Consider the following 25,159-nt stretch of genomic DNA (forward strand, 5'->3'; position numbering starts at 1 on the left):
GCTGGAAACGCTCCGGATTCGGAGGGTCGCGTCGAGGGATCGACATCATGACCGCTCGCCGCGCGCTCGCCTCCACCTCCGCCATCGCGCTACTGACCGCCGTGGCCACGCCCGCGCTGGCACAGCCGCAACAGGACGACGTCACGGTTCTGGACGAGATCGTCGTCCAGTCGCAGCGGATCGCCCAGGAAGACGCGCTGGCCAACTACCGTCGCTCGGACGCCATCGCCAACTATGTGGCCGCCGACGACGTCGGCCAGTTCGTCGATCAGAACGTGGCCGAAAGCCTGTCGCGCCTGCCGGGCGTGTCGATCACCCGCGACCAGGGCGAAGGTCGGTTCGTCAGCGTGCGCGGCGTGCCGCCCGGCCTGTCGACCGTGACCATCAATGGCATGCGCATCGGCACGCCCGAGGCCGGCGACCGCGCCGTGCCGCTGGACGTCATCCCTGCGGGCTCGATCGACCTCTTGGAAATCGTCAAGGTCCCTACTCCCGACATGCCGGGTGACGCCGTCGGCGGCGCCATCGACGTGCGCTCAGGCTCGCCGTTCGACGAGAGCCGCCGCCAGAATTTCCGTTATCGTGTCGAGGGTTCCTACGCCGAGCTCAGCGAGGACTGGAGCCCCGATCTGCGGCTCAACTTCAGCGACGTATTCTCGCTGAGCGGCGGCGCGCCTGACTTCGGCGTCTCGGCCGGCGTGAACTTCGTCGACCGGAACTTCCAGTCGGACAACATCGAGGCGGTCTACGATTTCAACGACGATCTGGGCGACGACGTCTTCGTCATCGAGGAAATCGACGCCCGGAAGTATTTCGTGAACCGCGAGCGCTTCGGGGCCAATCTGAACCTGGAATACCGGCCGTCTGGCGAGGACACCTTCTACGCCAACGGCCTGTTCAGCCGCTTCAAGGACGCCGAGACACGCCAGCGCAGCGGCTTCGTGTTCGCCGATGGCGAGGTGACGGCGGTCGAGGGCGACACCGTCACTTGGTCCGACATCCCCGAGGACGCCTTCCGCCGCCGCATCCGCTTCCGCACCAAGGAGCAGGAAACCTTCGCCCTGTCCGCCGGCGGCGAGCACGTGCGCGGCCTGTGGACCGTCGAATACCAGCTGGGCCACTCCATCACCGACGAGAACGTCGCCGACGAGGTCGAGGGCCGGTTCGAGAACGACGTCTCGGGCGGCACGGCGAATGTGACCTACGGGCGCGGCATCCCCAGCTTCACCATCGACAACCCCGGCTACCTCGACAACGCCAACTATGTACTGGACCGGGCGGTGATCGCGCCGATCTTCGTCGACGACAACGACACCAACCTGACCCTGGACGTCACCCGAGCCGACGCCTTCATGCCGGGCCTGACGATCAAGGCCGGCCTGGATTACCGGACCAAGGACAAGGACTCCGATCCCGGCGAGGCCGAGCTGCGGGACGTGCCTGACGCGCGCCTGGACCAATTCACGGGTTCGGGTTTCAACTATCCCTTCCATCCGCTGGGCGACGGCATTTCCAGCGGCGCCTTCGTCGACTTCTTCAATCAGGGCGGCTTCGCCGAGCGCCCCCAGGACGCGGCCGAGAACCTGGTGCTGCTGGACGCCGAGGACTTTCAGGCGACCGAAGACGTCACCGCCGGTTATCTGATGGGCACCTGGGACAACGGTCCTTGGCGGGTGATCGCCGGCGCCCGGGTCGAGAACACCCGGTTCGACGCCGACGGCAATCAGCTGACCTTCGACGACAACGGCGATCTCAGCCTGTCGTCGCGCTCGGTCAGCACCGACTACACCAATGTGCTGCCGGGCGTGCATGTGCGCTACGAGCCCACGCCCGATCTGGTGATCCGCGCGGCCTGGTCGAACACCATCGCCCGGCCCAGCTTTTCGGACATCTCGCCACGCGCAGAGATCAACACTGAGGACCTGGAGATCGAGGCCGGCAATCCGGAGCTGGACCCCTATGAGTCAGCCAATCTGGACCTGATGATCGACTGGTACGCCGGCAGCGGCTCGGTCGTGTCCTTCGGCGTCTTCTCGAAAGACATCGACGGCTTCATCGTCGAGCGCACCTTCCAGGACGACGCGGAGTTCCCGGGCTTCGACGTGACCCGCCCGGTCAACGGAACCGAGGCGTCGATCCGGGGTCTCGAGTTCAATGTCCAGCAGGACCTGGGCGTCTGGTCGGGCGCCATGCAGGGCCTGCTGGTCGGCGCCAATCTGACCTTGTTGGACTCCGAATTCACTGTGGACGGCCGTTCGGACACCTTCTCCCTGCCCCAGACCGCCGAAGAGACCGCCAACCTCTACGTCGGCTATGAGCGCGGCGGCTTCTCGGGTCGGCTCAGCTACGCCTTCCGCGGCGAGTATCTGGAGGAGATCGGCGACGACAAGAACTTCGACCTGTTCGTCCGGGACAGCCAGCAGCTGGATTTTACCGCGTCCTACCGGATCACCCCGGCGGTCGAGGTGCTTTTCGAGGCCCAGAACCTGCTGAACGATCCTCTGGAGCTCTATCAGGGCGAGGAGCGCTACACCTTCCAGTTCGAGGAATACGGCCGCACTTTCGCCGTGGGCCTGAAGGGCCGGTTCTGATCCGGTTTGGGGCGGCCGTTCGGGTCGCCCCTCCCCGCTACATCGGAACGGTGAAGGTCATGCCGTCATGGGCGGGCTCGACGCCCTCGGGCAGGCGCGCCTTCAGGGTGGCGTAGTCCAGGTCGATATGCAGGTTGGTCAGGATGGCGCGGCCGACGCCGGCGCGCGCGATCCAGTCCAGAGCCTTGTCCACATGGGCGTGGGTCGGGTGCGGCGTCCAGCGCAGGGCGTCGACGATCCACACAGCCGAGCCGCGCACGACTTCCAATGCTGCCTCATCAATGTCTGATACATCACTGGAATAGCTGACATTTCCTAGACGGTATCCGACAGCGCGGATGGGCCCGTGGGCCTGATCGTAGGTGGTGATCGGAATGGCGCCGCCCAGGCCTCGCACCTCGGACGCGGCGCCGAAGGGCGGGATATCCACAGGCTCGCAAATCGCGGGATAACCCAGTTTCGGCGCGAAGATGTAGTCGAAGCGGTGCGTGAGGGCGGCGTGCGTGGCCGCGTCCATCCAGCACGGGATCTTCTCCCGCCGCCGCAGGGCGAAGACGCGCAGGTCGTCGATGCCGTGGGTCTGATCGGCGTGGTCGTGGGTGTAGAGCACCGCATCCAGGGCGGTGACCTCCGCCGCCAGCAACTGGGCGCGCAGGTCCGGCGATGTGTCGATCACGACCGTGGTCTGGCCCCCCTCCCCGCGCCGGCGTGCCAGCAGCGAGCAGCGGGTACGGCGGTTTCGGGGCTCGGTCGGATCGCAGTCGCCCCAGTCGCCGTCTCCGCGCGGCACGCCGCCTGACGAGCCGCAGCCGAGGATGGTGATCTCCAGCTCGCCGCTCATGCCGGCCGCTCGATACGGTCGAACAGGGCGAAGAAGGCCTCCGTGGTGCGGGCCTCCGTCTCGTCGCGGCTCCAGCCCCGGATCTGGGCCAGGGCGTCCAGCACATGGGTGACATAGGCCGGCTCGTTGCGCCGGCCCCGGTGCGGCACGGGGGCCAGATAGGGGCAGTCGGTCTCGACGATGATGCGTTCGGGCGGCATGGCGCGGACGCGCTCGCGCACATCCTCGGCCGCCTTGAAGGTAGCGATGCCGGAAACCGAGAACCAGGCGCCAAAATCGGCCGCTATTTCCGCAAGTTGAGCACCCGACGTATAGCAGTGCATCAAGAACCGGAACGGCCCATCCGCCGTCTCTTCGCGCAGGGTGGCGGTCATGACGTCATCGGCTTCACGCGTGTGCACGACCAGCGGCAGCCCGCTCTGACGGGCCGCATGGATATGGGCGCGGAACACCTCGGCCTGGGTGTCGCGGGGGCTGAGGTCGTAGTGGAAATCCAGCCCACACTCACCGATGCCGACCACGCGAGGGCGCTGCGCCAGTTCGAGCAACCGATCAGGCGTCAGATCGGTGTAATGCCGCGCCTCGTGCGGATGGACGCCCACGGTGCACCAGATGTCCGGATGCGCCATGGCCAGGGCATGGGTGGCCTCGAAGGTCGACAGCCGGTCGGAGATCTCGACCATCAGCCCGATCCCCGCCTCGCGGGCGCGAGCGATGACGGCGTCGCGGTCCTCGTCGAACTGGGGCGCGTGAAGATTGACGTGGCTGTCGATCAACATTAGGCGGCGGCCCGTCCCGACTGGCGGCGCGCCCGCTCGATCTCGCTTACGGCCACGGCCAGGGCCTCCCCGCGGTCGAGATTGAGCCCGGCCACCTGATCGGGCAGCTCGCCCAGTCGCGACCACAGCTCGGCCCAGCGCACGCCCCCCTGCCCCGCCGTCACCGCCTGCTCGCGCGCGGCGGCTCGCAGCCGGTCGAACAGCATGTCGAAGCGCTGGGCGCCGTCACCCTTGCGGAAACTGTCGGCCAGGCTGATCGTCTCCGCTGCGTCGCGCGGACCTTCGGCGATCCAGCGCCGCGCAAGCTGGTCCAGCTCGGACGCCGCCGCGCCGGCGAGCGCCAGAGCCTGACCGGGCGACCCCTGCGCCATGGCGGCGGCTGCTCGGGCCGCCTCCTCTGTGGCGCCCAACCGATCGCGGACCAGGTCAAACAGCCGATCCTCCGTCCACGCCGGAAAGGCCAGGCGACGGCAGCGCGAGCGGATGGTCGGCAGCAGGCGTCCGGGCGCGTGCGACACCAAAAACACCACGCCCTTCTCCGGTGGCTCTTCAAGGATTTTCAGCAAGGCATTGGCGGCGTTTGGGTTCAGGTCATCGGCGGCGTCGACGATGGCCACCCGCCAGGCCGCCACCGATGGGCTCATGGAGAAGAACTCCGGCAGCTCGCGCGCTTGGTCGACCGAGATGGACTTCTTGAGCTTGCCGCCCTCGATGGCGCGCTCCAGCACCATCAGGTCGGGATGGGACTGAGCGGTGACCAGGCGGCTGACCGGATCGTCGGGGCGCGCGCCCAAGGGCCCGCGCTGGGGGTCCGGCCGTGCGCCCAGCAAACGACGGGCGGCGCGAAAGGCGAAGGTCGCCTTGCCCCGCCCCTGCGCCCCGGTCAGCAGCCAGGCGTGGTGCAGCCGCCCGCGATCCAGCGCGTCGAGGAAGGCCGCCTCGGCCCCCGGGGCCGGAACCGTGTCGAAGGCGTCCCGCGGATGCTCGCTCACGCGCCCGCCTCCAGCGGCAGGGCCTGGCGCAACGCCGCGTCGACCCGCGCGGCGACCTCATCGGGCGCGCCCGAGGCGTCGATCAGCACTCGCCCCTCGCCGCGCCCCGCCAGCGTGCGGAAGGCGTTTGCCAGTTTCCGATGATAGTCCGCGCCCTTGGCCTCGAACCGCGCCTCGCCGCCTCGAGCCGCCGCCCGTTCAAGCCCTGTCTCGGGCGGCAGGTCGAAGATCAGGGTCAGATCCGGCCGGTCGGGGCCCACGACGGCGGCGTCGATGGCCTCGATCAACTCCGGCGCCGCGCCCCCCGCTAGGCCCTGATAGGCGCGGGTTGAGTCGGAAAATCGGTCGCACACCACCCAGGCGCCGCGCGCCAGGGCCGGCCGAATGATGCGGTCCAGGTGATCGGCGCGGGCGGCGTACATCAGCAGGGTCTCGGCGACCGGCGACCAGCGGTCCTTGTCGCCGTTGACGACCAGATCGCGCACCGCCTCGGCGCCCGGCGATCCGCCAGGCTCGCGAGTCAGCACGACCTCGCGCCCATCCGCCCGCAGGGCGTCGGCCAGGCGGCGGGCCTGGGTGGACTTACCCGTCCCCTCCCCGCCTTCGAAAGTGATGAAACGCCCGCGAGTCACGCCGCCAAGATGACGCCCGGCGGCCTCAAGGCAAGCCTTCAGGCGCCAGAATCGCTCGAGATCAGCATGGCGTCCGAAAAGCCCTCGGCCACCACGGCCATGCGACGGCGCTCGGCGGCGTTGGCGTCGCTCCACGGCCCGACGAGAACACGATAGAGGCGTCGGCCGCCGCTGCGGACATCGTCGACCCGTGCGTCGCCGCCCAGACGCTCGGCCGCGCGGCGGGCGTTGTCACGCTCGCTGAACGAGCCGGCCTGTACCCAGATGGCGTCATCGCCGCGCCCGCGACGAGGCGGATCGGAGCGCGCCGCTTGATGTCCCGCTTGGCGCACCGGGCCAGCCCCACCCTGGCGCGGCGCCGGACCCAGATAACGCACCCGCACCCGCGCCACTCCGGCCGCCAGCATGCCGATCTCCTCGGCGGCGGCGCGCGACAGGTCGATGATCCGACCATCCGAGAACGGGCCCCGGTCGTTCAGCCGCACCACGGCGCTGCGCCCCGTCTCCAGATTGGTGACCTCGACCAGACCCGGCAGGGGCAGGGTCTTGTGGGCCGCCGACAGGGCGTTCATGTCGAACCGCTCGCCCGAGGCGGTGGCCCGCCCGTGATGCTGGCCGCCGTACCAGGAGGCCATGCCGACCTCCTCATAGTCGGGGTCCTCGGCGGGCTGGTACAGTCGCCCGGCGATCCGGTACGGCCGCATGGTCCCGGACACGATGGGCGCCGGATCACTAACCACGGGCAAGGACGCTCCGCCCCCTCGGCCGCCTGAGGCGCAGGCCGCGGTCAGGCTCGCCAGGGCCAAGGCGGCGACCAGCGGCGGTCGAAAGGCGGTCGGCATCGGACGCTCCTCAACGGATGGCGGCCAGCATGCCCGCGAGGATTTCAGCTTTGGTTAATCCCGCTTGACCATCCCGCCCCTTCCGCGCGCTTCACTTCCCCGCTAGATGCGCGGTCGAGGACAGGTGGCCGAGTGGTTTAAGGCAGCGGTCTTGAAAACCGCCGTGGGTGGAAGCCCACCGTGGGTTCGAATCCCACCCTGTCCGCCACCCTCATTTGTAACGTATTTGGCGCCTCCCCAAAGGTGTGCGCTCAGGACAAAATGGTGTTTCGCCGCGCACCCATTGATGCGCCAAGTGACGCGACCTGTTTGCCCAGCGTCTTGGGAAGAATGCATTACGGGCGTTGAAAACGTGGAAGAAAATCCACGCGAAACCCCCGACTTGCGCGCGATTGGGGGTGACATTTCCGCCTGAAGTGACAGACCACAGCTCTCTGTCACCTGCACCCCATGTTGAAAACCAGAATTCGTGATGGGCTGGCAGATCACAAACAGAGGAGAAATGTGCTGGGACATTTTTTACCATAATTTAACATGATCACGGTGGTCGAATCATGGAGAACTACTATGAATAAACCCCTTGACCCGTTCGAGCTGCTCAATGCTCTCGCCTGTCCACCAGAGGACGAGGCAAGCGCGGATGACTATGACGATGAGACGATTGAGAGGATTCTTGCGGCTCCGAGCCTTCCGGAAATTCTTTTACAGATCCGGCACGGACATCAAGCTGGCGCGCCCGCGGCGCCGGCTATAGAGCGCCGGCCGGAACCGCAAGAGCGCCAACCCAAACGCAATCCCATCGAGAGAATCCACAACTCCAGGGCTTGGAAGGAGCGGATGCGGCTGAGGTCGTGACGCTAGAGGCTCTGGCCGGCAGAGGTCCAAAAAATGAGCGCCACCAGTTGACGATACGTTATAACGTGCCGGACGTTTTGGTGCACGCCATGGCTTGATCGTCCGCTTTAGGCAGCCCGTTGAGAGTTCGCGTCGAGCCCTTTTGCGGCTTTAGGTGCGGTGCCTCTTTGATCGACGTTCGAACTGACTATTCGGGAATAAGCCGTCGGCGCGCCGACGTGCCCAGCGCCAATGAGGGCGAAATGCTCGCGACCGATCGCCCCGACGGCACTGGCATCATGCAGTGCCTTCATAAGACAGCGCCGAACAGGCGGCCGATACCGGCCGTGATCGCCATGGCCACCACGCCCCACAGGGTAACGCGTAGGACAGGCGTCCATGGTCTGGCCCCGCCCACCGTCGCCCCGACGGCGCCCAGGATCCCCAGGCTGAGAACTGCGGCGGCTGTAACCGCGAAAACCGTTGCCGACGCCGGCACCGCGACAGCCACCAGAAGCGGCACCGCCGCCCCGATCGAGAAAGCCGCCGCCGATGCCAGGGCCGCCTGGATGGGGCGGGCGGTGGTGAGTGACGAGATGCCCAGTTCCTCGCGTGCATGGGCGCTCAGGGCGTCGGCCGCGGTTAGCAGTGTGGCGACGTCATGGGCCAGAGCCGGCGTCAGACCGCGCGCCACGAACAAGCCTGCCAGCTCCCTCAACTCTCCCTCTGGTGAGGCTGCCAGCTCGGCGCGTTCCCGGTCTAGGTCGGCCTTCTCCGCGTCGGCCTGCGAGCTGACGGACACATACTCCCCGGCCGCCATCGACATGGCCCCCGCGACCAGACCGGCGACCCCGGCGATGAGGATGCCGCTGCGGCCTACCTCCGCGGCGGCGACACCGACGATCAGGCTCGCGGTCGAGACGATGCCGTCGTTCGCGCCGAGGACGGCCGCCCGCAGCCAGCCCACGCGCCCCACAAGATGGCGCTCGGCATGCAGGCGGCTGGACATCGAGCGATCTCCTAGGCGCGGAGCTCAGCCGCGTGCGGCGGATAAGGAGCCGCGGCAGAGCGCTCGACCGGCGTGCCACCGAGGCTGCTGGCAAAGCCGTGGTTGACATCCCGGTGATGGGCCTCGTCGGCCCGCACCACCAGAACCACGTCACGCAGCGTCGCGTCCGCCGGTAGATTCCAATAGTGGATGGCGATTGCCGGGGCCGGCACATTCGGCGATCGGCCCTCGTCAATCTCCTTCAGATACAGGGTGTAGCTGATGACGGCCTCTTCCTCGAAATAACCGACGAGCCTGTGCGCGGTGCGTGATGACACCAGGTAGAGCAGGAAGAAGATGATGTAGAAGATGCCCTGGGCGAGCTGGATCACCAGTCGCTCAAAATAGGTCGGCTTGGCCACCTCGATGAAGGTCATCAGGTGCATGCGCTCGTTCTCCGCCTCCTCCATCAGGGTGCGGATCCAGCCGTCATCGTCCTTCATGCGGCGCAGGCAGGTCAGGTGCTGGATGGTGGCGCCGACCATGCCCGGAACGGCCGCCACGGTTTCAAGCACGATCGCGCGGTGGCCGTAGCGTTTAGCGAAGAATGTGTCGGCCGAGAATCTCAGGAGTTTGGTGAAGCCAAGGGCGAACCGGTCGGAGAAGCCGCGCGCCGGGTGGTGGATGGCGGGCTGCGCCTCGCGTTCTTCAGCGAGGGCCTTGTCGCCAGGGGACAGGATCGAGTTGACCAAGGTGGATGTCCTTTCAGGACGAATGAGCGAGTGATGGATCACAGGTGATCGAGGCCCGCACGCCGGGTTTGGCGTCGACGATCTGAATGACCGCGCCGAGCTGAGTGGCCAGGGCCGTGATGATCCCGGTTCCAAGCCCGGGCTTGGGGCTGCCGGCGCCTCTGGGCATGCCGACACCATCGTCGCAGACGGTCAGCACCCAGCCTGGGCCGATAGCCCGGTAATCGACCGTGATCTGCCCCTCACGATCCTTGGGAAAGGCGTGTTTGAGGGCGTTGATCACCAGTTCGGTCACGATCAGGCCCAGACTGACGGCCTTGCCGGAGTTGGCGACGCTGTCATCGACAGACGCGGTCAGCCTCAGCCGGTTGTGGTCCCGGATCATCGAGTCGCCGATGCTGCGACACAGGTCAGCAAAGTAGCCACGTAGTTCTACATCGCCGAGCGTGGACTTGGTGAGCTGACGCTGGACAGCTGCGACCGACATGATCCGCTGGTGCGCGTCGAGCAGATGATCGCGGCTTTCGTCCGCGCCGACCTTGCGCACGCTCTGCATCAGGACACTGGCGATGATCTGCAGGCTGTTGGCGATGCGGTGCTGCATCTCCTGCACCAGGATGGCCTTGTCGCGGACCAGGGCGTCCTTCTCCCGATCGCTTGCACGCATCTCAGTGACGTCCTGGATCGAGAGCAGCAGCCGGATCCCTTGGCCGATCCCGCTGTCCAGCCTCTGAGCATTCAGCACGAGGTATTTGGGGCCTTCAGCTGACTGAAGCTCCATCTCATAGGCTGTGATCGAAGCCTGCCCATAGGCCGTGGCCTTGAGCAGGGACCAGAGCTGAGGCGTGTTCCATTCCCCATCACCGAGATCGGCCAGCCTTGCACCCGGAATGTCGTCGAAACCCACGTTGAAGGCGTCACGGAACGACACGCTCGCGGCCACGATTGTCAGCTCCTCGTCCAGCAGGAGGACAGGTGCGACAGAGGCCGCGATAAGGGACAGCGCAAGGTTGGTGGCGATGTCCGAAGGTGGCGCGAGGGCGTTCATGGTCATTTCTTGGGCCTCCAAGAGACCGGCTGCCGACGCCAAGCCCGGCGGGCCCGGATCCTCGGCAGTGCCAGATGCGTAGGGCCTGCCCCGATGCATCGCCTTGATCCAGATCACAGACCCCAGCCGGATCATGAGGTTGGATCATCTCGTCACCTGAAAGAGCCCCCATGACCCGATCCACTTCCGAGCCTCTGCCCAACGATATGCACGACGTGACCAATGCGCTGGCGCCTGACGTCGGGGCCGCCTCGAACGGTCCCGGCTCGAAAGGGCCAAGTGCCGTCGCCAGATCGACGCATGACCTGAGCCACATGGCCGATCACTTGCGCCAGGACGGCAAGCGGGCCGCCGCGACCACGCGGCGCCACCTATCCGCGGCCGTACGCGATCATCCAAACGCCGCTAATGTCGGCTCCAGCGTCCTGTTCAGCCTGATTGCCGCGCTGCTGGCCACATTCGCCCTGACGCGACTGGCCCAGTCCTAGGGTCTGGACGACCGGCCCGGAGGGGGGGCGGTCGTTAGACTTCGCCCAGGGCGTGCTGCCGCATCCGGTCGGGTCGTTCGATGATGAGTTCGTTCAGCGACGGCGTCGAGATCAAGCCCTTGACCTTCATGCGGGTGAGGACCCGGCTGACGGTCTCGATGGTCAGACCGAGGTAATCGGCGATCTCAGCCCGTTTCATCGGCAATCTGACATGTCCCGGCGCGATTGGGCGTGCAGGATCGTGACCGGGAAGATCCAGCAGAAAATAGGCCATTCGTTCGATCGCCGTCTTGCGGCCGAGAAGCAGCATCTGGTTCTGGGCAGCCGCCAGTTCATGCATGGTCCGGTGCAGAAGCATATGTTCGAGCGGCGACGAGGTCTCGATCAGCGCTCGAAACGGACCCTTGCGAAATCGGCAGACGATCGAGGCCTCCATGGCTTCGGCCGTGAAGACATACGCATCGCCGATTGCCAGCCCGAGAAAGTCTCCGGCGAACAGGAAGCCGGTGATCTGTCTGCGGCCGTCGGGCAGCAGCTTATAGACCCTGATCGACCCCGACGTGAGGGTGAACACATGCGGGGCCGGGTCTCCTTCCCGCACCAGCACGGCGCCGGCCTTCAAGGTGATGACCTCGGCCAGGTCGCTCAGGCGTTGCAGGTCGGGATCGTCTACCGCGCCGCAGACGGTCAGGGCGCGCGCGCCGCAACTGGAGCAGTCGCTCAGTTTGGACCTTTCCTCGCACCCGGGAAGAGGAGGTGATCGCGGCTTAAGCTGCAGCGTGGGCGTGTCGAACATTTGTGACTATACGCTTTGTAGCCCTCAATCCCTAGCTGGTTTGCTAAGAGATTACGAACGACATCATGGATTTCGGAGCTGCGTAACAACATAGGCTAAGTTCCCGGATCTGTGGGCGACTGTACGCTTTCGAGATAGGCAATCAGATCGGCGTTCTCGCTCGGCGTCATTTCGAATTCGGGCATCGCCGGATGAGCGGTGATAATCCCCTCGGCGAAGGCTTCGGCCAGATCCGATACCGGATAACGCAGGCTTAGAGACCTGAACGGCGGAGCCACAAGCAATGGGCTTTCGCCGCTGCTTCCAGTCGCATGACAGCTGGCGCAGTTGGCCTGAGCGTAGGCTGTCCCGCGCTGTGGGGATGGCATACTGCTGACAATGTCTGACAGGCCCGGCCGCGTCGGCTGCGTGGGTTCAAGGCTTCCGCAACTGCCCACTGCGATAGCACAGACAATGACGACGACGTGTTTCATGGAGGTTCCCGATCAGCCCTCCGTTTGCCATCACCGCCGATCGACATCGTTGATCCGGATCAATGCGGGCATAGTCGGGAGCGAGTCTGATCGTCGCGAACGGGATCAGACGCCATGCGCTTCGCCAGCCTGCTGGTATACGTCGATGAGGGCCCCCAAGCCCTCGCACGCATTCTCCTGGCCCGCGAAATCGCCGGGCTATCGAAGGCGCGGGTGATCGGCATCGCTGGCAGTCTGCCGGACAGCCCGCAGGCAGACCCGTATGCCGTCGGAGCCATGGTGGGAGAGACCGCCGGCCTGTTCCGGGATATGGCCCAGGCCGATCTCGCGAGGGCCGAGACCGTCTTCCGGACAGCGTTGGGCGACGACGCCGATCAGGGCGAGTGGCGCGGCGCGGCGGGCTATCCCTCGGATCTCGTCGTGGCCGCTTTGCGCGCCGCCGACATTGCCGTTCTCGGGCGTCGCGATCCGGCTCGCGCGCCGACGCGCTCTCCCGATCCTGCGGATGTGCTGATGGCCGCCGGTCGCCCGGTCCTGATCGTGCCGCCGGCACCCGCAAGAAGTCCGATCGGGGCTCCGGCCGTTGTCGCGTGGAGGGATTGCCAGGAAGCGCAGCGCGCGGTCGCATCGGCCCTGCCGCTGCTAGCGGCCTCATCCATCGTGCATGTGGTCGAAGTCTGCGCGCCTGGGCAAGTCAATGACGCGTGGGTGCGGGTTGAGGACGTTGCATCCTTCCTCAGCCGGCACGATGTCATCGCCGCGGCTCAGGTCATCAGTGGCGACGGCGGTCCGAGGGCTGACCAGATCATCGGGGTCGCCAAGCAACATCGAGCCGGTCTCATCGTCGCCGGGGGGTACGGCCACGCCCGTCTGCGCGAGTGGGTGGTGGGCGGCGTGACTCGTGGCCTGCTGGACCGGTCGCCGGTCTGTCTGTTGCTGAGCCATTGATCGAGCTCAACCGGAATCCTCGGACGAGCCGGGACTGATGTCAGGTCAAGACGACGTCCTGTCCGCGCGATTGCCGTCCGGCGTCGCCGACTTGGCCCGCAGGCTCGGTGCGCGCTCGAAGGGGCCAGCGTCCGTTCGCCTGACTCAGACCGGCCGAATGAGACAGTCGGCGGCGGCAGCCTGGGGAATGTTCACGGCGCGTCAGACGATCTCGGTCGCCCGCTGCGCCTTCGACTGGAAGGCGCGAACCGGCCCGCTCGGCATGGTGTCGGTGCGGGATGCCCTGGTGGACGGGTCCGGCATCCTCGATGTCCGGGCGCTCGGCATCGTCCGGCTGGCCCATGCCGCGCCGACGGCGCAGCTGACCCGAGGCGAGCTGATGCGTTATCTGGCGGAACTGCCTTGGGCACCGGACGCCATTCTGCGCAACACCGGCCTGCGCTGGCGCGAGGAGGGGCCGGACCGGCTGATGGTCGGGGCGGGCTCGGGCGAGAGCGCGGCCGAGGTCACCCTCGACCTGGACAGGGAGGGGCGCATCGCGGGCGCTTTCGCGCCGGACCGGGGGGCCCTGATCGACGGCGTCACCGCGCCGGCGCCCTGGCGCGGCGCCTTCTCGCACTACCGGCTCCATGACGGCGTCTGGCTGCCGTTCTTCGGCGAGGTGTCGTGGGAAATGCCGGCCGGGGCTTTCACCTATTGGCAGGGCCATATCAGGACCTGGGAAAGATCAGACCATGACTGACCACCGCATCGCCAGCACCTCACACCGCGCCAAGGTCATGTCGGCCGAGGACGCCGCCCTGCTGATCGCGCCCAACACGACGGTCGGTCTCAGCGGGTTTACCGCCTCGGGTTATCCGACGGCCGTGCCGCTCGCGCTTGCGGCCCGGATCGAGGCGGAGCATGCGGCGGGCCGGCCCTTCAAACTGCGGATCTGGACGGGCGCCTCAACCGGCCCGGAACTAGACGGAGCCCTGGCCAAGGCGGACGGCATCGAGTTCCGGCGGCCCTACAACTCCGATCCGACCTGCCGCGACCGGATCAATCGCGGCGAGATGGCCTATTTCGACATGCATCTGAGCCAGGTCGCCCCGGTGGCTTGGCAGGGTTTCCTCGGCCCGCTGGACACTGCCATCATCCAGGTCACCGGCATCCGCGAGGACGGGGCGCTGATACCGGCCTCCTCGGTCGGCAACAATAAGACCTGGTTGGATCGGGCCGCTCAGGTGATCCTCGAGGTCAACCGGTGGCAGAACCCGGAGCTCCTGGGGATGCACGACATCTACTATGGCACGGCGCTGCCACCGAACCGGGTGCCGATCCCGCTGATCCGGGCCGGGGACCGCATCGGCGAGCCCTGCTTCCGCTGCGACCCCAACAAGATCGTGGCCATCGTCGAGACCGACAGGCCCGACCGCAACGCCGGTTTCACCGCGCCCGGTGCGGACGACCTCGCCATCGCCGGACATCTGCTGGAATTCCTCGAGCACGAGGTGTCGAAAGGACGTCTGCCGCCGTCGCTGCTGCCGCTCCAATCGGGCGTCGGCAATACGGCCAACGCCGTGCTGACCGGCCTAATTGACGCGCCGTTCGAGGATCTGACCGCCTACACCGAGGTTATTCAGGACGGGATGATGGCGCTGATGGACAGCGGCAAGCTTCGCGTCGCGTCTTCGACCGCGCTCAGCCTCAGCCCCGAGCTGACCGAGCGGGTCAATCACAACATGGGCGAATACCGCGACCGGATCATCCTCAGGCCGCAGGAGATCAGCAACCACCCCGAGGTGATCCGGCGCCTGGGCTGCATCGCCATGAACGGCATGATTGAGGCCGACATCTACGGCAATGTGAACTCGACCCATGTCATGGGATCGCGCATCCAGAACGGGATCGGCGGCTCCGGAGATTTCGCGCGCAACGCCTATATCTCCATCTTTATGAGCGCTTCCACGGCCAAGGGTGGCAAGATCTCGACCCTGGTGCCCGCCGTCTCCCACGTCGATCACATCAACCAGGACGTCCAGGTCATCGTGACCGAACAGGGCCTGGCCGACCTGCGCGGCCTGTCGCCCAAGCAGCGGGCGCGCGTCATCATCGACACCTGCGCCCATCCGAGCTTCCGCCCGATGCTGGAGGACTATTATCAGCGCGCGCTCAAGGGATCCTACGGCCTGCAGACGCCGATGCTGCTAGACGAGGCCCTGTCCTGGCACACTCGGTTCGTCCGGACAGGCAGCATGGCGGCCTGATCAACGCCGTCAAACGGCGTCGGAGTCCGGTTCACGCCGGCCGGGCCCCACATCCTGGCGGCCACAACCTCAAGCGCGCCGGCGACGCCTGTAGCGATCCACAGCCCGCTGACCCCAAGGCGGGCATAGGTCAGGGCGCCCGCTAACCCGCCCGCGGCCAGCCCCATCCACCGGAACAGATAGGGCAGTCAGCCGAACCGGTCGCCGCCCAGCAGGGCGGCGGTGATCCTCTGGCCTAGCTTGACCAGGGTGCCGGTCATATAGGTCAAGCCGATCCGGACCTCACCGTTGAGCTCGAACACGGCATTCTCGGCTCCCATGGCCAGGGCCATGGCGATCGCCGCCAGCAGCGGTCGATCGACCGCGCTCAGTGCGGCGGCGCAGGCCAGGAGCAGGGCGACCCGACCGAGGACCGCGGGTTGGCGCCGCGGCGCGGATAGATGGCCGGTGAGCGAACCGAGGATGACGCCGACGACAAAGGTCGCGAGCAGACCGCCGGGGATGACGGCATCCGGAGAGCCTCCAGCGAGACTGACGCCCCGGCGGGTGGTGTTACCGCTCATGAGGTTTGCTCCCTCCAGCGAGCGGACCCTCTAAAAGTCTCAAGATGTCTCTGAATGTCGCGTTTTAGCCTGTGCTCGAATGACCGATCTTGGCGCATCTCGGTCCGGCCGGCCGCGCTCTTCGTTTGCATCAGGATCCGCCTTGCCGGGTCACCGGCGCCACTGTGTACGCGGCCGGTCTGACCAGCACGGGAACCTGACGAGGGATCGTGGGCGGAATTCGGACCAACACGGGGGACGATCTTCGGACCCGGCCTACGCAAGGTCTCCGCGCCAAGCATGACGTGAGCTGATCGCCCCGGGCTCCGCCATTCAGCGATCCAGCTCCGCCCCCGTGAACTGTTCGCGCGCTTGGCGTCCGTCGGGTTCGATGAACCTTCAAGGGCTTCGATAACGAGTATGCCTGAGCACGCCCCTCTGTCTCCGGCTCGCTTGTAAGCCTTCCCACCGGCCGTCTTGGATCGACCGGCTGTTGCGGGCGACGCGAGGCAGTGGAGATCGGAGGCTCTCAGCGGGTCCCGGCGCCGCCGGTCGCTCGGGCCCGCCCGAGTTGCGGCCAAGTCACTTGCGGCCTCTGGGCCAGGGCGGGCTTCGCGAACAGGTAGCCCTGCATGAGCTCCACGCCCAGATCGACCAGCGCGGCGTATTCGTCGGCCGTCTCCACCCCTTCGCAAACTGGCCGGATCCCCAGGTCGCGCAACATTTCCAGGGTGTTGCGCACGACCACCTGTTTGATGGTGTCCCGATCGATCCCGCGGATCAGGTCCATGTCCAGCTTGACGATGTCGGGCTGGAACTTGGTCAGGAGGCCAAGGCCGGCGAACCCGGCCCCGAAATCGTCGATGGCGGTGCGAAACCCCATGGCCCGATAGGCGGAGCGCCTGTTCGGCCCCCAACTGGCGCGCGATCTCAATGCGCTCTGCCGAACACATCGACCGCCAGCCGCTGAATAAGGTCGCCGGCACATGAGCCCGGCGAGGCCCGCAGGGTCGCATGGATGTCCCCCGCCGTGATCAAACGTCCGCTCCGCCTGGATCGACGAATGCGGCCCGCCGGGGAGGCGCTTCGAACCCACTGACGCTGAGGTCCGCTCCGGCGGTGCGATCACCCCTTTCCTCGCCGGCCGGGCATCGCCTTGGAGCGAGAGCGACGCCTCGGGTCGCAGCCAACAGGTCGCCGGGTGTCCGCCCCCATCTGGAATCACCGGACCCCGGTGCGAAGCCGCCGGTGCAGATAGTTCTCGTCGAAACCGGCGATGCGTATCAGCCGGGCCGGATCCTCGATAATCAGACTGCCGCGCTGGAGCGTCATGGCGCCGCTTCCACGCAGCTCCTTCATGACGCGGTTGAGGTGCACGGGCGTCATGCCGAGCGAGTCCGCTAGCATCGACTGCGACAGCGGCAGCGCCAGGCGCGGCTCGAGGGTCAGGCCGATATTCCGGGCGCGCAGATAGAGTTCGCACATCAGATGGGCGACGCGCTCGATGGAGGCCCTGCGGCCCATGCTGGTGATCCAGGCCCGCATGGTGCCTTCGTCGATCAGTTGGCCGACATACATGGCTTTGCCGATCCCGGGGTGCCTGCCCATCAAGGCGTCCATGTCCGCGCGCTCGATCGTCGCCACCACGGCCGGGGTGACGGTCTGGATGCTGTGATCCATCTCGGCCAGCAGGCCGATGTGCAGATCGCAGGAATCGCCAGGCATCAGATAGGCGAGAACCTGGCGCGAGCCGTTGGGCAGGATCTTGTAGCGACACGCCCAGCCGTCGAGCACCACGAAGACCGGTCCGGGCCGATCGCCCTCCCGGATCAGGTCGTGTTTCGCCGGATAGGGCCGGGGCGTAGCCGTCAGCGCCGCCAGGGCCGCGCTCTCCGTCGCGGTGAGGCTGGCGAATCCCTTCAGCTTATCGATAAACCGATTGCTCATGGGACAGGGTCTCACGCGACGCCAGTTTAAGATATTGCTCTTCGTTATTATACAAAGTTGATGTAGGTAAGAGGTTCCTCGTCCTGCATCCCTTAGATCGTCAAACCCGGCAGGCTTCGATCATCACGTTATGGTCGAGATGAATGGCGGGTATGGAGATTGCGATGTCTATCGAGAACACAGGTCGAAACGGCGACGGCGTCATGCCGACGCCGCCGGACGCCAACGGCCAGGCGGCGATACTTCTGGTGGAAAGCCTTATGCACGGCCTTATCGCACAAAGGGTGATCACCGTCGCCGACGCCCTTGAGATCGTCGACATCGCCGCCGAGGCGGAGGCCGACGTCTGGTCCGAACCTCCCGACGAGACCGCGGACCCGGGCGGACCCGGCGCGATCCTGGCCGGGATCAGCCGCAGCCTGAGGCTCGACGCGTCCGGGGTCTGACCTGGCCCCATGCGGCCCGAACGGCGCGTCGCGTCGCCGGCCCGATGAGCGCGAAACCGCGAGCCGTTAAACGCCCTCATCAATCTTGGTCTACATCATAAGTTAATCTGTCACGTGTGATCTTCGGCTTCTCCCGCTGCATGTCATTGGGTCGAATCTTCAAGATGAGCGAAACCGCCCTCGTTTCGCTCGACGCGCGAGCTGTCTCTTCTGGAGATGTCCCGCCGCGGATAAGCGACGCCGGATTTGTGACCCAGGGACGGGCGTCCCTGACGTCAGCCACGCCTCCCGACGGGCCCTTGGGCGCGCACCGGCGGCGTGCCCCCGCCCCACACCCGGCCCGACAGGGTTCGTGGACAGCCAGGTCTCACGGCCTCAAGACGCCGAGGGCCGGCGCGATCTCACGCCGTCTTCCGCCGTTCGGTCTCGCCGCCCCGCTCCCCGCCCCCCCTTCCCGCCAACCCTTGACCGTCGCAACGCCGGGCCCCCGGGCCACGCGCGGCGGCGCCCCGCGGATGCCCCGATGATCACCTTGCCGACCCTGACAAGCGAAGCCGCCCGCATAGACATGGTTCGCTCGTTCGGCCTCCTGGACCATGGCCGCCCCCCCCAGCACGACGAGATCGCCGAGATGGCGCGCGAGCTCACCGGAGCGCGCTGGGGGCTCGTGTCCCTGGTGGACGCGAAACGGGTCTGGTTTTCCGGCGCCGTCTCTGACTACCCCACGGCGGAGGCCTGCCGGTGGTCCTCCTTCTGCACCCACGTCATCGCCGACGCGGAGCGGACGACCTGGATCGCGGACGCCCGCGAGGATTTTCGCGTCAGCAAGCTCAAGTCGGTGACCAGCGCGCCACACCTGCGTTTCTACGCGGGCGCTCCGGTGATGGTGAACGGACACGCGGTCGGCACGGTCTGCGTCTTCGACCCATCACCCCGGGACTTCGATCCCGCCGTCGCCCGCTCCCTCGGCCGTCTGGCCAGGGTCGTCGGCGAGGATCTCGCCGCAAGGCATCGAGAACAGGCGCTTCACACGGCGCTGACCGCTTCCGCGGACGCCCTGATCGAATGCGACGACCACGGTGTCATCATCGAATGGTCCGACGGCGCCGAGCGGCTGTTCGGCCGCAGGGCCGACGAGGCCTTGGGCCACAATATCGATATCATCGTGCCGCCCGAGCAGAAAGCGGCCCATCGCCAGGGCCTGAACGCCTGGAGAGAACGCGGGGGTGCGCGAGTCGGGCGACGGATCGAGCTGCGCGCCTGCCACGCGGACGGCGGGTTCATCGACATCGAGCTGTGGATGTCGGTCGCCCAGGTCCACGGCGTGCCGCACATCCACGCCCATATCCGCGACATTTCCGAACGGGTCGCCCAGGCCTCGGCGCTACGAGCCGCCATCGCCGAGGCCGAGGCCGCCAATCAGGCCAAGACGACCTTCCTGACCAATATGAGCCACGAGCTCCGCACCCCCCTGAACGGCGTCGTCGCGGTCGTCGATCTCCTGTCGCAAACCCCACAGTCCGACCACCAGCGCGATCTCACCGCCATCATCAAATCCTCCTCCGACCAGCTGGGCCGCCTCATCGGCGACATCCTCGATCTGGCGCGGATCGAAGCCGGCGAGCTCGAGATTACACCCGCGCCGACATCCCTGGCGGGCGTGGTCGAGGACGTCGCGGCGATCGCCGCCCTGGCTGCGGAAGCCAAGGGGGTGGCGCTCAACCTGAGCCTGGACGACGACGTCCGCGTTCATGTCGCCGCCGACGCTCTGCGCCTGAAACAGGTGCTGACCAATCTTGTGGCCAACGCGGTGAAATTCACCGAGACCGGCGCCGTCTCCATCCGCGTCGCGCGCAGCGGCGACAGCTACCGCTTCGAGGTTCGCGATACGGGGATCGGCTTCAGCGCCGACCAGCGCGACAAGATCTTCGGTCGGTTTCAGCAGGCGGACGGCGCCATCACGCGCCGGTTCGGCGGCTCGGGCCTCGGCCTGGCGATCTGCAGCGAGCTGGTCGGAGCCATGGGCGGAGTGCTGGACTGCGAGAGCGTCCCGGGCCGGGGCGCCACCTTCTGGTTCACCCTACCGCTCAGCGAGGTCGCGGCCGCAACGACCGCGCCGACGGTGACGCCGTCACCCGGGCCGGGCCTGGACCGCGTTCTCGTGGTGGACGACAATCCGACCAACCGCCGGGTGGCCGAGCTCATCCTGCAGACGATCGAGGCCGAGACGACCTGCGTGGAGGACGGCGCCCAGGCGGTCGCCGCCTTCCAGTCGGCGCCGTTCGACGTCATTCTCATGGACATGATGATGCCCGTCATGGACGGGGTCACCGCAACCCGGGCCATTCGCGCGATTGAGTCGCGCGACGGCCGCGCGCCCACACCGATCATCATGCTGACGGCCAACAGCCTGCCGGAGCATGTCGAGGCCAGCCTGGCCGCGGGCGCCGGCTTCCACCTCCCCAAGCCAATCAGCCCATCGGCGCTGTTCGATGCGCTCGCCTCTCTTCGCCCGGGACCGCCGAGCGTCGAGACGGTGCGCCAGGCCGGATAGCGCCGGCCCGCAATAGGCGCGTCGCCCGGCGGCGACGCCCCGCCGCCCGGCCGAAGGCTATTTCTTCGGTTTCGCGGGAGGGCCGGACGGCAGCGTCTTGAGGCTCGGCTGGGAGGCGTTCTGTTTCGGCGGGCCGGCCTTCTTGGACTTTCCCTTGGATTCCTTCATGCGCTCGGTCCTTCTTGTGGAGGGGGATCATAGGCTGCGGGTCTCCGCAGATTGAGGCGAAGACGCGATTGTTGATCGCTCCGTCGCTTCACCCTGCGGGAAGAGATCGAAATGCCGACCCAGCCGCCCGCTCGGGCGTCCGCCGCTCCGACCCCGGAGCCCCGGACCCGAGGCGCGGCCGGGGAGATCAGGCGACGGCGAGCTTCCTAGAGGGCGACGTCCGCCGCGATGTCGATGGAGCGGCGCCCCCGACCGCAGCGATCGCATCCACGACCGCATCCTGAGCGAAATGGTGCGCCATGTGACCCAGGCCGGGGAGGTTGATGAACTCTCCGCCCGGCCACAGAGCAGCCAGACGTCGTCCGTGGACGAGGGGATTGACCACGGCGTCCCGGTCGCCCTGCAGCACCTTCAGGGGAACGCGGGCGCCGGCATAGCTCAGGGCGCTGCGGGTCAGATCGACAGCCATGTTGAGCGCGTCCTGCCCATCCGCACGCAGCTGGGAGCGCCGACCGGCCTGGGCGAAGGGGAACTCGGCGGCGAAGCCGGTCGGCATGGCCTGCGGAAGGAACATGGCATGCCACAGCAGGGGGAGAATTAGGGCGTCCACGGGCGCCGCCATGGCGTTGGTGAGCTCGCCGACGCCCGGAACGGCGCGCGATCCGAACATCATCTGCTCCAGACGGGGTTCGGGGAAGGCGATGGGCGCGATGGCGACGCAGCCGGAGATGTCGTCCGGGAACAGCATCGCATAGGCCGTCGCGACCGAACCGCCGAAGGAATGACCGACGAGGGTGGGCCGATCGAGGCCGAGCGCCTGAACCGCCTCATGAATCAGCCGCGCCTGGCGCCAGGCGGAGCCGGATCCGCCGTCGGCCTGGCTGTCGCCGTGCCCCGGCCGGTCGAAGGCGATCAGTTCATGGCCAGGCGCCAAGGCCTCGGCCAGGGCGATCAGGCCATCGTCGAGCGTCGTCAGGGCGCCGTGGATGAAGACCACGGGGTGTCCCGCGCCGATCCTGGCGTAGTTGAGGGATAGACCGCCGGCCACGATCGCGAAACGCCTGTTATGTTGCATCGCACAACAGCGCCCCGGGTCTGGGCTGGTTCCATAAGTCGGTCAGACGTCAGAACACCATCGCAGCCGGACGGGGGGCTGGGGGGGGAGCGGCGTGATCAGCCAGCGCCACAACCTGACCGCCGATCCGGCCGATCTGGAGCGCGCTGTCTCGCTTTACCGCCGGGTTATCGATCGCACGTCGGTTGAAGTGGACCGACAAAGCGTCGGAATAGCTTCGCTCAACCTGGCCGAGGCCCTCGAGGTGCAGAACCGGACCGAGGACCGGCCGGAGTTGATCGCCGAGGCGATCTCGCGCGTGACCCAGGCCGCGGAATTGATCTCGCCAAGCGAGGAGCCACGCGCCTGGCTGATCGCCCAGCGCGACCTGGGCGACATGATGCGCCAGCATGGCCGCTGGAGCGAGACGGCGACCATCAACCACTACCGTCAAGCGCTGGAGTCTCCCGCCACGGCGGAGGCGCCGGACATCCGAGGCGAATTGAACTATTGGCTGGCCATCCAGATCTATCCGGGAACGCGAGCGGCGACGCTGGAGCAGTATCGCGAAGCGGCAGATATCATAACGATGGCCGTGGCCGACACGCCGCGGGGCGGATCGGCGGAATCCTTCTTCTTCTTCAGCGCCAATTTTATGGCCAGCATGATGAAGCGGGAATACGCGCTGCGGCTGCATCCCGCTGGCGCAACCGAAGCGGCCGAGGCGGTTCGGTATGCCGAGGCCGCCGCGGACGTGTTCACCGATCCGGACTCGGCGTCTTGGGCGATCGGCCAGTCGCTCCTGGCCGAGGCGTTGGCGGTCCAGGCGAGGGCCGAAAATTCGACGGAGTTGTACGACCGTAGCGCGACGGTGATGCGGAATGTACAAGCGCGCAGGCCGCGTGGCCGCGACGACACCTCCTGGGCGTCCCGACAGAAGCTCCTGGCGGACAACCTGTCCGCCACAGACCCTGATTCAGTTCATGTTTCCATGGATTGAATTTTGTGTCCCACCAAGCGTTCCTCATTGGAGCGCGGACTAGTCAGCTTGGCAGACTTTCGCTGTTCGTCGCTAGCTCGGCGTCCGCAAAGCGCCAGCAGCGGACGTTGGCTGACCGCCGGAGAGCAGACGTTCGGCTGGCGCCGGCTCAAAGTCCGCTTCGGCTCTTTCCGAACCGCCGGCGCCAGGGAGCTGAGAATCGTTCGATCTAGAAGCCGGTGGGATACTTACGGCGCAGCAGGCGAGTTCGTGCGCTCTGCACGGGCGGCGTCAGCGAGATAGCTGCTGCGACAGTACAGGCGACAGCTCCGACGACCGCTGAAACGATGAGTTTGCCTGTGACGCCCAATGCAATGCCGAAGCCTAGGACGGCGGGCAGCGCAGATGCAGATACGATGAGTCTGTCCCGGGAGATCATCCTGACAGTCTGTTCCTGCCTCGTGACCAAGTGACTAAAGCCTGCCGCCCGCCCATACGTGTGCACGGCTCTCAGCGCCCTGAGGTCGGGTCTGCGCCAGATGCGGCTATGACGGCCCCCGCGCGATCTAGGCGGGGGTGACCGTCACCACTTGACGGATAACTTCGCAGCGTTCCTGCGTGGTCAGGAATGCGATGTCGGCGGCGTCGCGCCCGCTGGCGATCCGCACCAATCCGGCCACCGGCGCGAGGCGGGTCGGGTCGACCAGCCACCAGCTGTGGTTCAACCAGACCTCGAAGACGGCGTGGAAGTCGGGCGGCTCCAGCTGAAGGGCATAGGCGCTGACGGCTCTGGCCGGGATGCCGGACGCGCGGCAGAGGGTTATGCCGAGATGGGTGAAGTCGCGACACACCCCGGCGCGGTCGATGAAGGTTCTCGCCGCCGTGGTCTCGGTATCGGAAACGCCGCGCTCGTAATCGATGTTGGCGGCGATCCAATCCAGAATCGCGGACACGCGCGCGCCGCCCGAGGTTTCGCCGAACTGGCGCGTCGCGAACCGGCCGAACTGGTCTGACGGACAATAGCGGCTGGGCGACAGATAGGGCAGCACGTCGGCCGGCAACTCATTCCAGTCGTGCTGCGCCACGTTCAGCGACAGGTCTTGCAGCTGGCCGTTCTCGACCACGGCCTCATAGCTCAGCGTCACCTCTCCCTCGACATGACAGCGCAATGTCCGTGATCCGGACTCGGCGTGCTCGTCCTCGTTAAAGGCGACGGAGGGATCGAAAGTCAGTGTCTCTTCAAGGATGTGCTGACCCGGCCAGTGAGCCACCTGCATCTTGTAAATGGCGTCGGTTGGCGGATCGAAGCGGTACGTCAGTTGGGCGCGTACGCGCAGTTTCATGGAAGCGTCTCGAAGGAGGGAGGATCACGCGTCAACGCCGCCCAGCCGGGGGTGTTCCTGGCGCCGGCCTCCGACGGCCGAGCGCGCGGTCAGGCGACGGCCGCGCTCAACTTGACAGCGTCCGCGTCATTCATCCAGGGCGGATTCGGCATGGCCCGATGGGCGGTCGCCAGGGCCTCCGACCAGCGGCGGCCAAGATCGCGAAAGTAAGCGTCATCCGGAGCGATCCGTCGCTCAACACCGACCATCTGGTCGCGCGGCATGACGATGAGATCCAGGGGCGGGCCAACAGCGATGTTGGAACGGATGGTCGAGTCGAAAGAGATCAGACCCAGCTTCACCGCCTCCGAGAGCGGTGTGTCGGCGCGCAGCGCGCGATCAAGGATCGGTTTGCCGTATTTCAGTTCGCCGACCTGAAGGTAAGGCGTGTCCGAGCCGCATTCGATGAAGTTGCCCTGCCCGTAGATGAGGTAGAGTCCCATCTTGCCACCTGCGATCTGGCCGCCGAGCAGCATGGATGCATTGACGTTCAGACTGTCGGCGGTCGGCGTCGGCGGCGTATTCAGGGTGGCGCGCACCGTGGCCAGGGCGTGACCGAGGATTTGAGCGGCGCGGAACAAGGTCGGCGCCGTCTCCAGCGTCTCGGGCCCCTCGGAGTCGGGCAAGGTCACCCCTTCGGCCAACAGGGCCAGGGCCGTCTGCGTCGCCGACAGGTTTCCGGCGGTGCAGACCGCCAGGATCCGGTCTCCCGTGCCCTTGTAGAGGTGCAGCTTGCGATAGGAGGAGATGTTGTCCACGCCCGCGTTGGTGCGGGTGTCGGCGATCATCGCCAACCCCTCATTCACCAGCATGCCGACGCAATAGGTCATGGCG

General features: G+C 66.7%; 24 protein-coding genes and 1 tRNA gene. 9 read left to right on the plus strand and 16 right to left on the minus strand.

The genetic code is table 11. From position 1 onward, the window contains the following. Positions 1-47 precede the first annotated feature (47 nt). Positions 48-2,591 (plus strand): TonB-dependent receptor, encoded by a 2,544-nt coding sequence (locus EES48_RS04680; protein WP_122465235.1) that lies wholly within the window; start codon positions 48-50, stop codon positions 2,589-2,591. 37 nt (positions 2,592-2,628) lie between these two features. Here EES48_RS04680 and EES48_RS04685 read toward each other — a convergent pair whose 3' ends face one another. The 5 genes from EES48_RS04685 to EES48_RS04705 are packed head-to-tail and all read right to left on the minus strand — an operon-like array spanning position 2,629 to position 6,677. Beyond that, positions 2,629-3,432, minus strand: a complete 804-nt coding sequence (locus EES48_RS04685) for an MBL fold metallo-hydrolase (RefSeq protein WP_122465236.1) — start codon at positions 3,430-3,432, stop codon at positions 2,629-2,631. Further along, positions 3,429-4,211 carry a TatD family hydrolase gene (locus EES48_RS04690; protein WP_122465237.1) on the minus strand — a complete coding sequence of 261 codons (783 nt, stop codon included), beginning with the start codon at positions 4,209-4,211 and terminating at the stop codon, positions 3,429-3,431. The genes EES48_RS04685 and EES48_RS04690 overlap by 4 nt, the downstream gene beginning before the upstream one ends. Further along, positions 4,211-5,203 (minus strand): DNA polymerase III subunit delta', encoded by a 993-nt coding sequence (locus EES48_RS04695; RefSeq protein ID WP_122465238.1) that lies wholly within the window; start codon positions 5,201-5,203, stop codon positions 4,211-4,213. Before EES48_RS04695 ends, EES48_RS04690 begins: the two co-directional genes overlap by 1 nt. Next, complete coding sequence (tmk, locus tag EES48_RS04700; protein WP_122465239.1) at positions 5,200-5,835, minus strand: dTMP kinase; 636 nt, start codon at positions 5,833-5,835, stop codon at positions 5,200-5,202. Before tmk ends, EES48_RS04695 begins: the two co-directional genes overlap by 4 nt. A 38-nt stretch (positions 5,836-5,873) precedes the next feature. After that, entirely contained in the window at positions 5,874-6,677 is an 804-nt protein-coding gene (locus EES48_RS04705) for a septal ring lytic transglycosylase RlpA family protein (protein WP_122465240.1), read from the minus strand. Between the two features lie 118 nt (positions 6,678-6,795). Here EES48_RS04705 and EES48_RS04710 point away from each other — a divergent pair. Then, positions 6,796-6,885 (plus strand) — tRNA-Ser (locus tag EES48_RS04710). A gap of 936 nt (positions 6,886-7,821) precedes the next feature. On the opposite strand, the gene EES48_RS04715 is transcribed toward EES48_RS04710, so the two are convergent. From EES48_RS04715 to EES48_RS04725, 3 genes are read right to left on the minus strand one after another with little or no spacing between them, the layout of a single operon-like run. Beyond that, the gene (locus tag EES48_RS04715; RefSeq protein ID WP_122465241.1) at positions 7,822-8,520 is read right to left on the minus strand and encodes a VIT1/CCC1 transporter family protein; all 699 of its coding nucleotides are present in this window, start codon (positions 8,518-8,520) and stop codon (positions 7,822-7,824) included. An 11-nt stretch (positions 8,521-8,531) separates the two neighbouring features. Beyond that, the gene (locus tag EES48_RS04720; RefSeq protein ID WP_122465242.1) at positions 8,532-9,251 is read right to left on the minus strand and encodes an alternative oxidase; all 720 of its coding nucleotides are present in this window, start codon (positions 9,249-9,251) and stop codon (positions 8,532-8,534) included. A gap of 13 nt (positions 9,252-9,264) precedes the next feature. Next, positions 9,265-10,299, minus strand: a complete 1,035-nt coding sequence (locus tag EES48_RS04725; protein WP_240623223.1) for a sensor histidine kinase — start codon at positions 10,297-10,299, stop codon at positions 9,265-9,267. 170 nt (positions 10,300-10,469) lie between these two features. Here EES48_RS04725 and EES48_RS04730 point away from each other — a divergent pair, with 170 nt between their 5' ends. Next, entirely contained in the window at positions 10,470-10,787 is a 318-nt protein-coding gene (locus EES48_RS04730; RefSeq protein WP_122465243.1) for a hypothetical protein, read from the plus strand. A 34-nt stretch (positions 10,788-10,821) separates the two neighbouring features. Here EES48_RS04730 and EES48_RS04735 read toward each other — a convergent pair whose 3' ends face one another. Both EES48_RS04735 and EES48_RS04740 read right to left on the minus strand, forming a co-directional pair. Beyond that, positions 10,822-11,583: a cyclic nucleotide-binding domain-containing protein gene (locus EES48_RS04735; RefSeq protein ID WP_122465244.1), complete on the minus strand. Its 762-nt coding sequence runs from the start codon at positions 11,581-11,583 to the stop codon at positions 10,822-10,824. Between the two features lie 95 nt (positions 11,584-11,678). Continuing rightward, entirely contained in the window at positions 11,679-12,056 is a 378-nt protein-coding gene (locus EES48_RS04740; protein WP_162998015.1) for a c-type cytochrome, read from the minus strand. 114 nt (positions 12,057-12,170) lie between these two features. Here EES48_RS04740 and EES48_RS04745 point away from each other — a divergent pair, with 114 nt between their 5' ends. From EES48_RS04745 to EES48_RS04755, 3 genes are read left to right on the plus strand one after another with little or no spacing between them, the layout of a single operon-like run. Continuing rightward, positions 12,171-13,004 carry a universal stress protein gene (locus EES48_RS04745; protein WP_122465246.1) on the plus strand — a complete coding sequence of 278 codons (834 nt, stop codon included), beginning with the start codon at positions 12,171-12,173 and terminating at the stop codon, positions 13,002-13,004. A 37-nt stretch (positions 13,005-13,041) separates the two neighbouring features. Then, on the plus strand, positions 13,042-13,746 hold the full coding sequence (locus EES48_RS04750) for a DUF6544 family protein (protein WP_338067368.1): 705 nt from the start codon (positions 13,042-13,044) through the stop codon (positions 13,744-13,746). Further along, on the plus strand, positions 13,739-15,253 hold the full coding sequence (locus tag EES48_RS04755; protein WP_122465248.1) for an acetyl-CoA hydrolase/transferase family protein: 1,515 nt from the start codon (positions 13,739-13,741) through the stop codon (positions 15,251-15,253). Before EES48_RS04750 ends, EES48_RS04755 begins: the two co-directional genes overlap by 8 nt. A gap of 188 nt (positions 15,254-15,441) precedes the next feature. Here EES48_RS04755 and EES48_RS04760 read toward each other — a convergent pair whose 3' ends face one another. From EES48_RS04760 to EES48_RS04770, 3 genes are all read right to left on the minus strand, one after another. Next, complete coding sequence (locus tag EES48_RS04760) at positions 15,442-15,816, minus strand: DUF1275 family protein (RefSeq protein WP_122465249.1); 375 nt, start codon at positions 15,814-15,816, stop codon at positions 15,442-15,444. 508 nt (positions 15,817-16,324) lie between these two features. Next, positions 16,325-16,783, minus strand: a complete 459-nt coding sequence (locus tag EES48_RS04765) for an EAL domain-containing protein (RefSeq protein WP_122465250.1) — start codon at positions 16,781-16,783, stop codon at positions 16,325-16,327. A 233-nt stretch (positions 16,784-17,016) separates the two neighbouring features. Then, positions 17,017-17,742 (minus strand): Crp/Fnr family transcriptional regulator, encoded by a 726-nt coding sequence (locus EES48_RS04770; RefSeq protein ID WP_122465251.1) that lies wholly within the window; start codon positions 17,740-17,742, stop codon positions 17,017-17,019. A gap of 164 nt (positions 17,743-17,906) precedes the next feature. On the opposite strand from EES48_RS04770, the gene EES48_RS04775 reads away from it, so the two are divergent. After that, positions 17,907-18,188, plus strand: coding sequence for a hypothetical protein (locus tag EES48_RS04775; RefSeq protein ID WP_162998017.1), 282 nt, complete (start codon positions 17,907-17,909; stop codon positions 18,186-18,188). Between the two features lie 523 nt (positions 18,189-18,711). Next, the gene (locus tag EES48_RS04780) at positions 18,712-20,742 is read left to right on the plus strand and encodes an ATP-binding protein (protein WP_122465253.1); all 2,031 of its coding nucleotides are present in this window, start codon (positions 18,712-18,714) and stop codon (positions 20,740-20,742) included. A gap of 355 nt (positions 20,743-21,097) precedes the next feature. Here the strand turns inward: EES48_RS04780 and EES48_RS04785 are convergent, their stop codons facing one another. Beyond that, on the minus strand, positions 21,098-21,958 hold the full coding sequence (locus tag EES48_RS04785; RefSeq protein WP_162998018.1) for an alpha/beta fold hydrolase: 861 nt from the start codon (positions 21,956-21,958) through the stop codon (positions 21,098-21,100). A 301-nt stretch (positions 21,959-22,259) separates the two neighbouring features. On the opposite strand from EES48_RS04785, the gene EES48_RS04790 reads away from it, so the two are divergent. After that, positions 22,260-22,964, plus strand: coding sequence for a hypothetical protein (locus EES48_RS04790; protein ID WP_162998019.1), 705 nt, complete (start codon positions 22,260-22,262; stop codon positions 22,962-22,964). Positions 22,965-23,509: 545 nt separating this feature from the next. Here the strand turns inward: EES48_RS04790 and EES48_RS04795 are convergent. Together EES48_RS04795 and EES48_RS04800 are read right to left on the minus strand one after the other, a co-directional pair. Further along, positions 23,510-24,286, minus strand: coding sequence for a transglutaminase-like domain-containing protein (locus EES48_RS04795; protein WP_122465256.1), 777 nt, complete (start codon positions 24,284-24,286; stop codon positions 23,510-23,512). Between the two features lie 89 nt (positions 24,287-24,375). Further along, the gene (locus EES48_RS04800) at positions 24,376-25,155 is read right to left on the minus strand and encodes a proteasome-type protease (protein WP_122465257.1); all 780 of its coding nucleotides are present in this window, start codon (positions 25,153-25,155) and stop codon (positions 24,376-24,378) included. Between the last annotated feature and the right edge of the window lie 4 nt (positions 25,156-25,159).

The sequence above is a fragment of the Brevundimonas lutea genome (genome assembly GCF_003704105.1).
Lineage (GTDB): Bacteria > Pseudomonadota > Alphaproteobacteria > Caulobacterales > Caulobacteraceae > Brevundimonas > Brevundimonas lutea.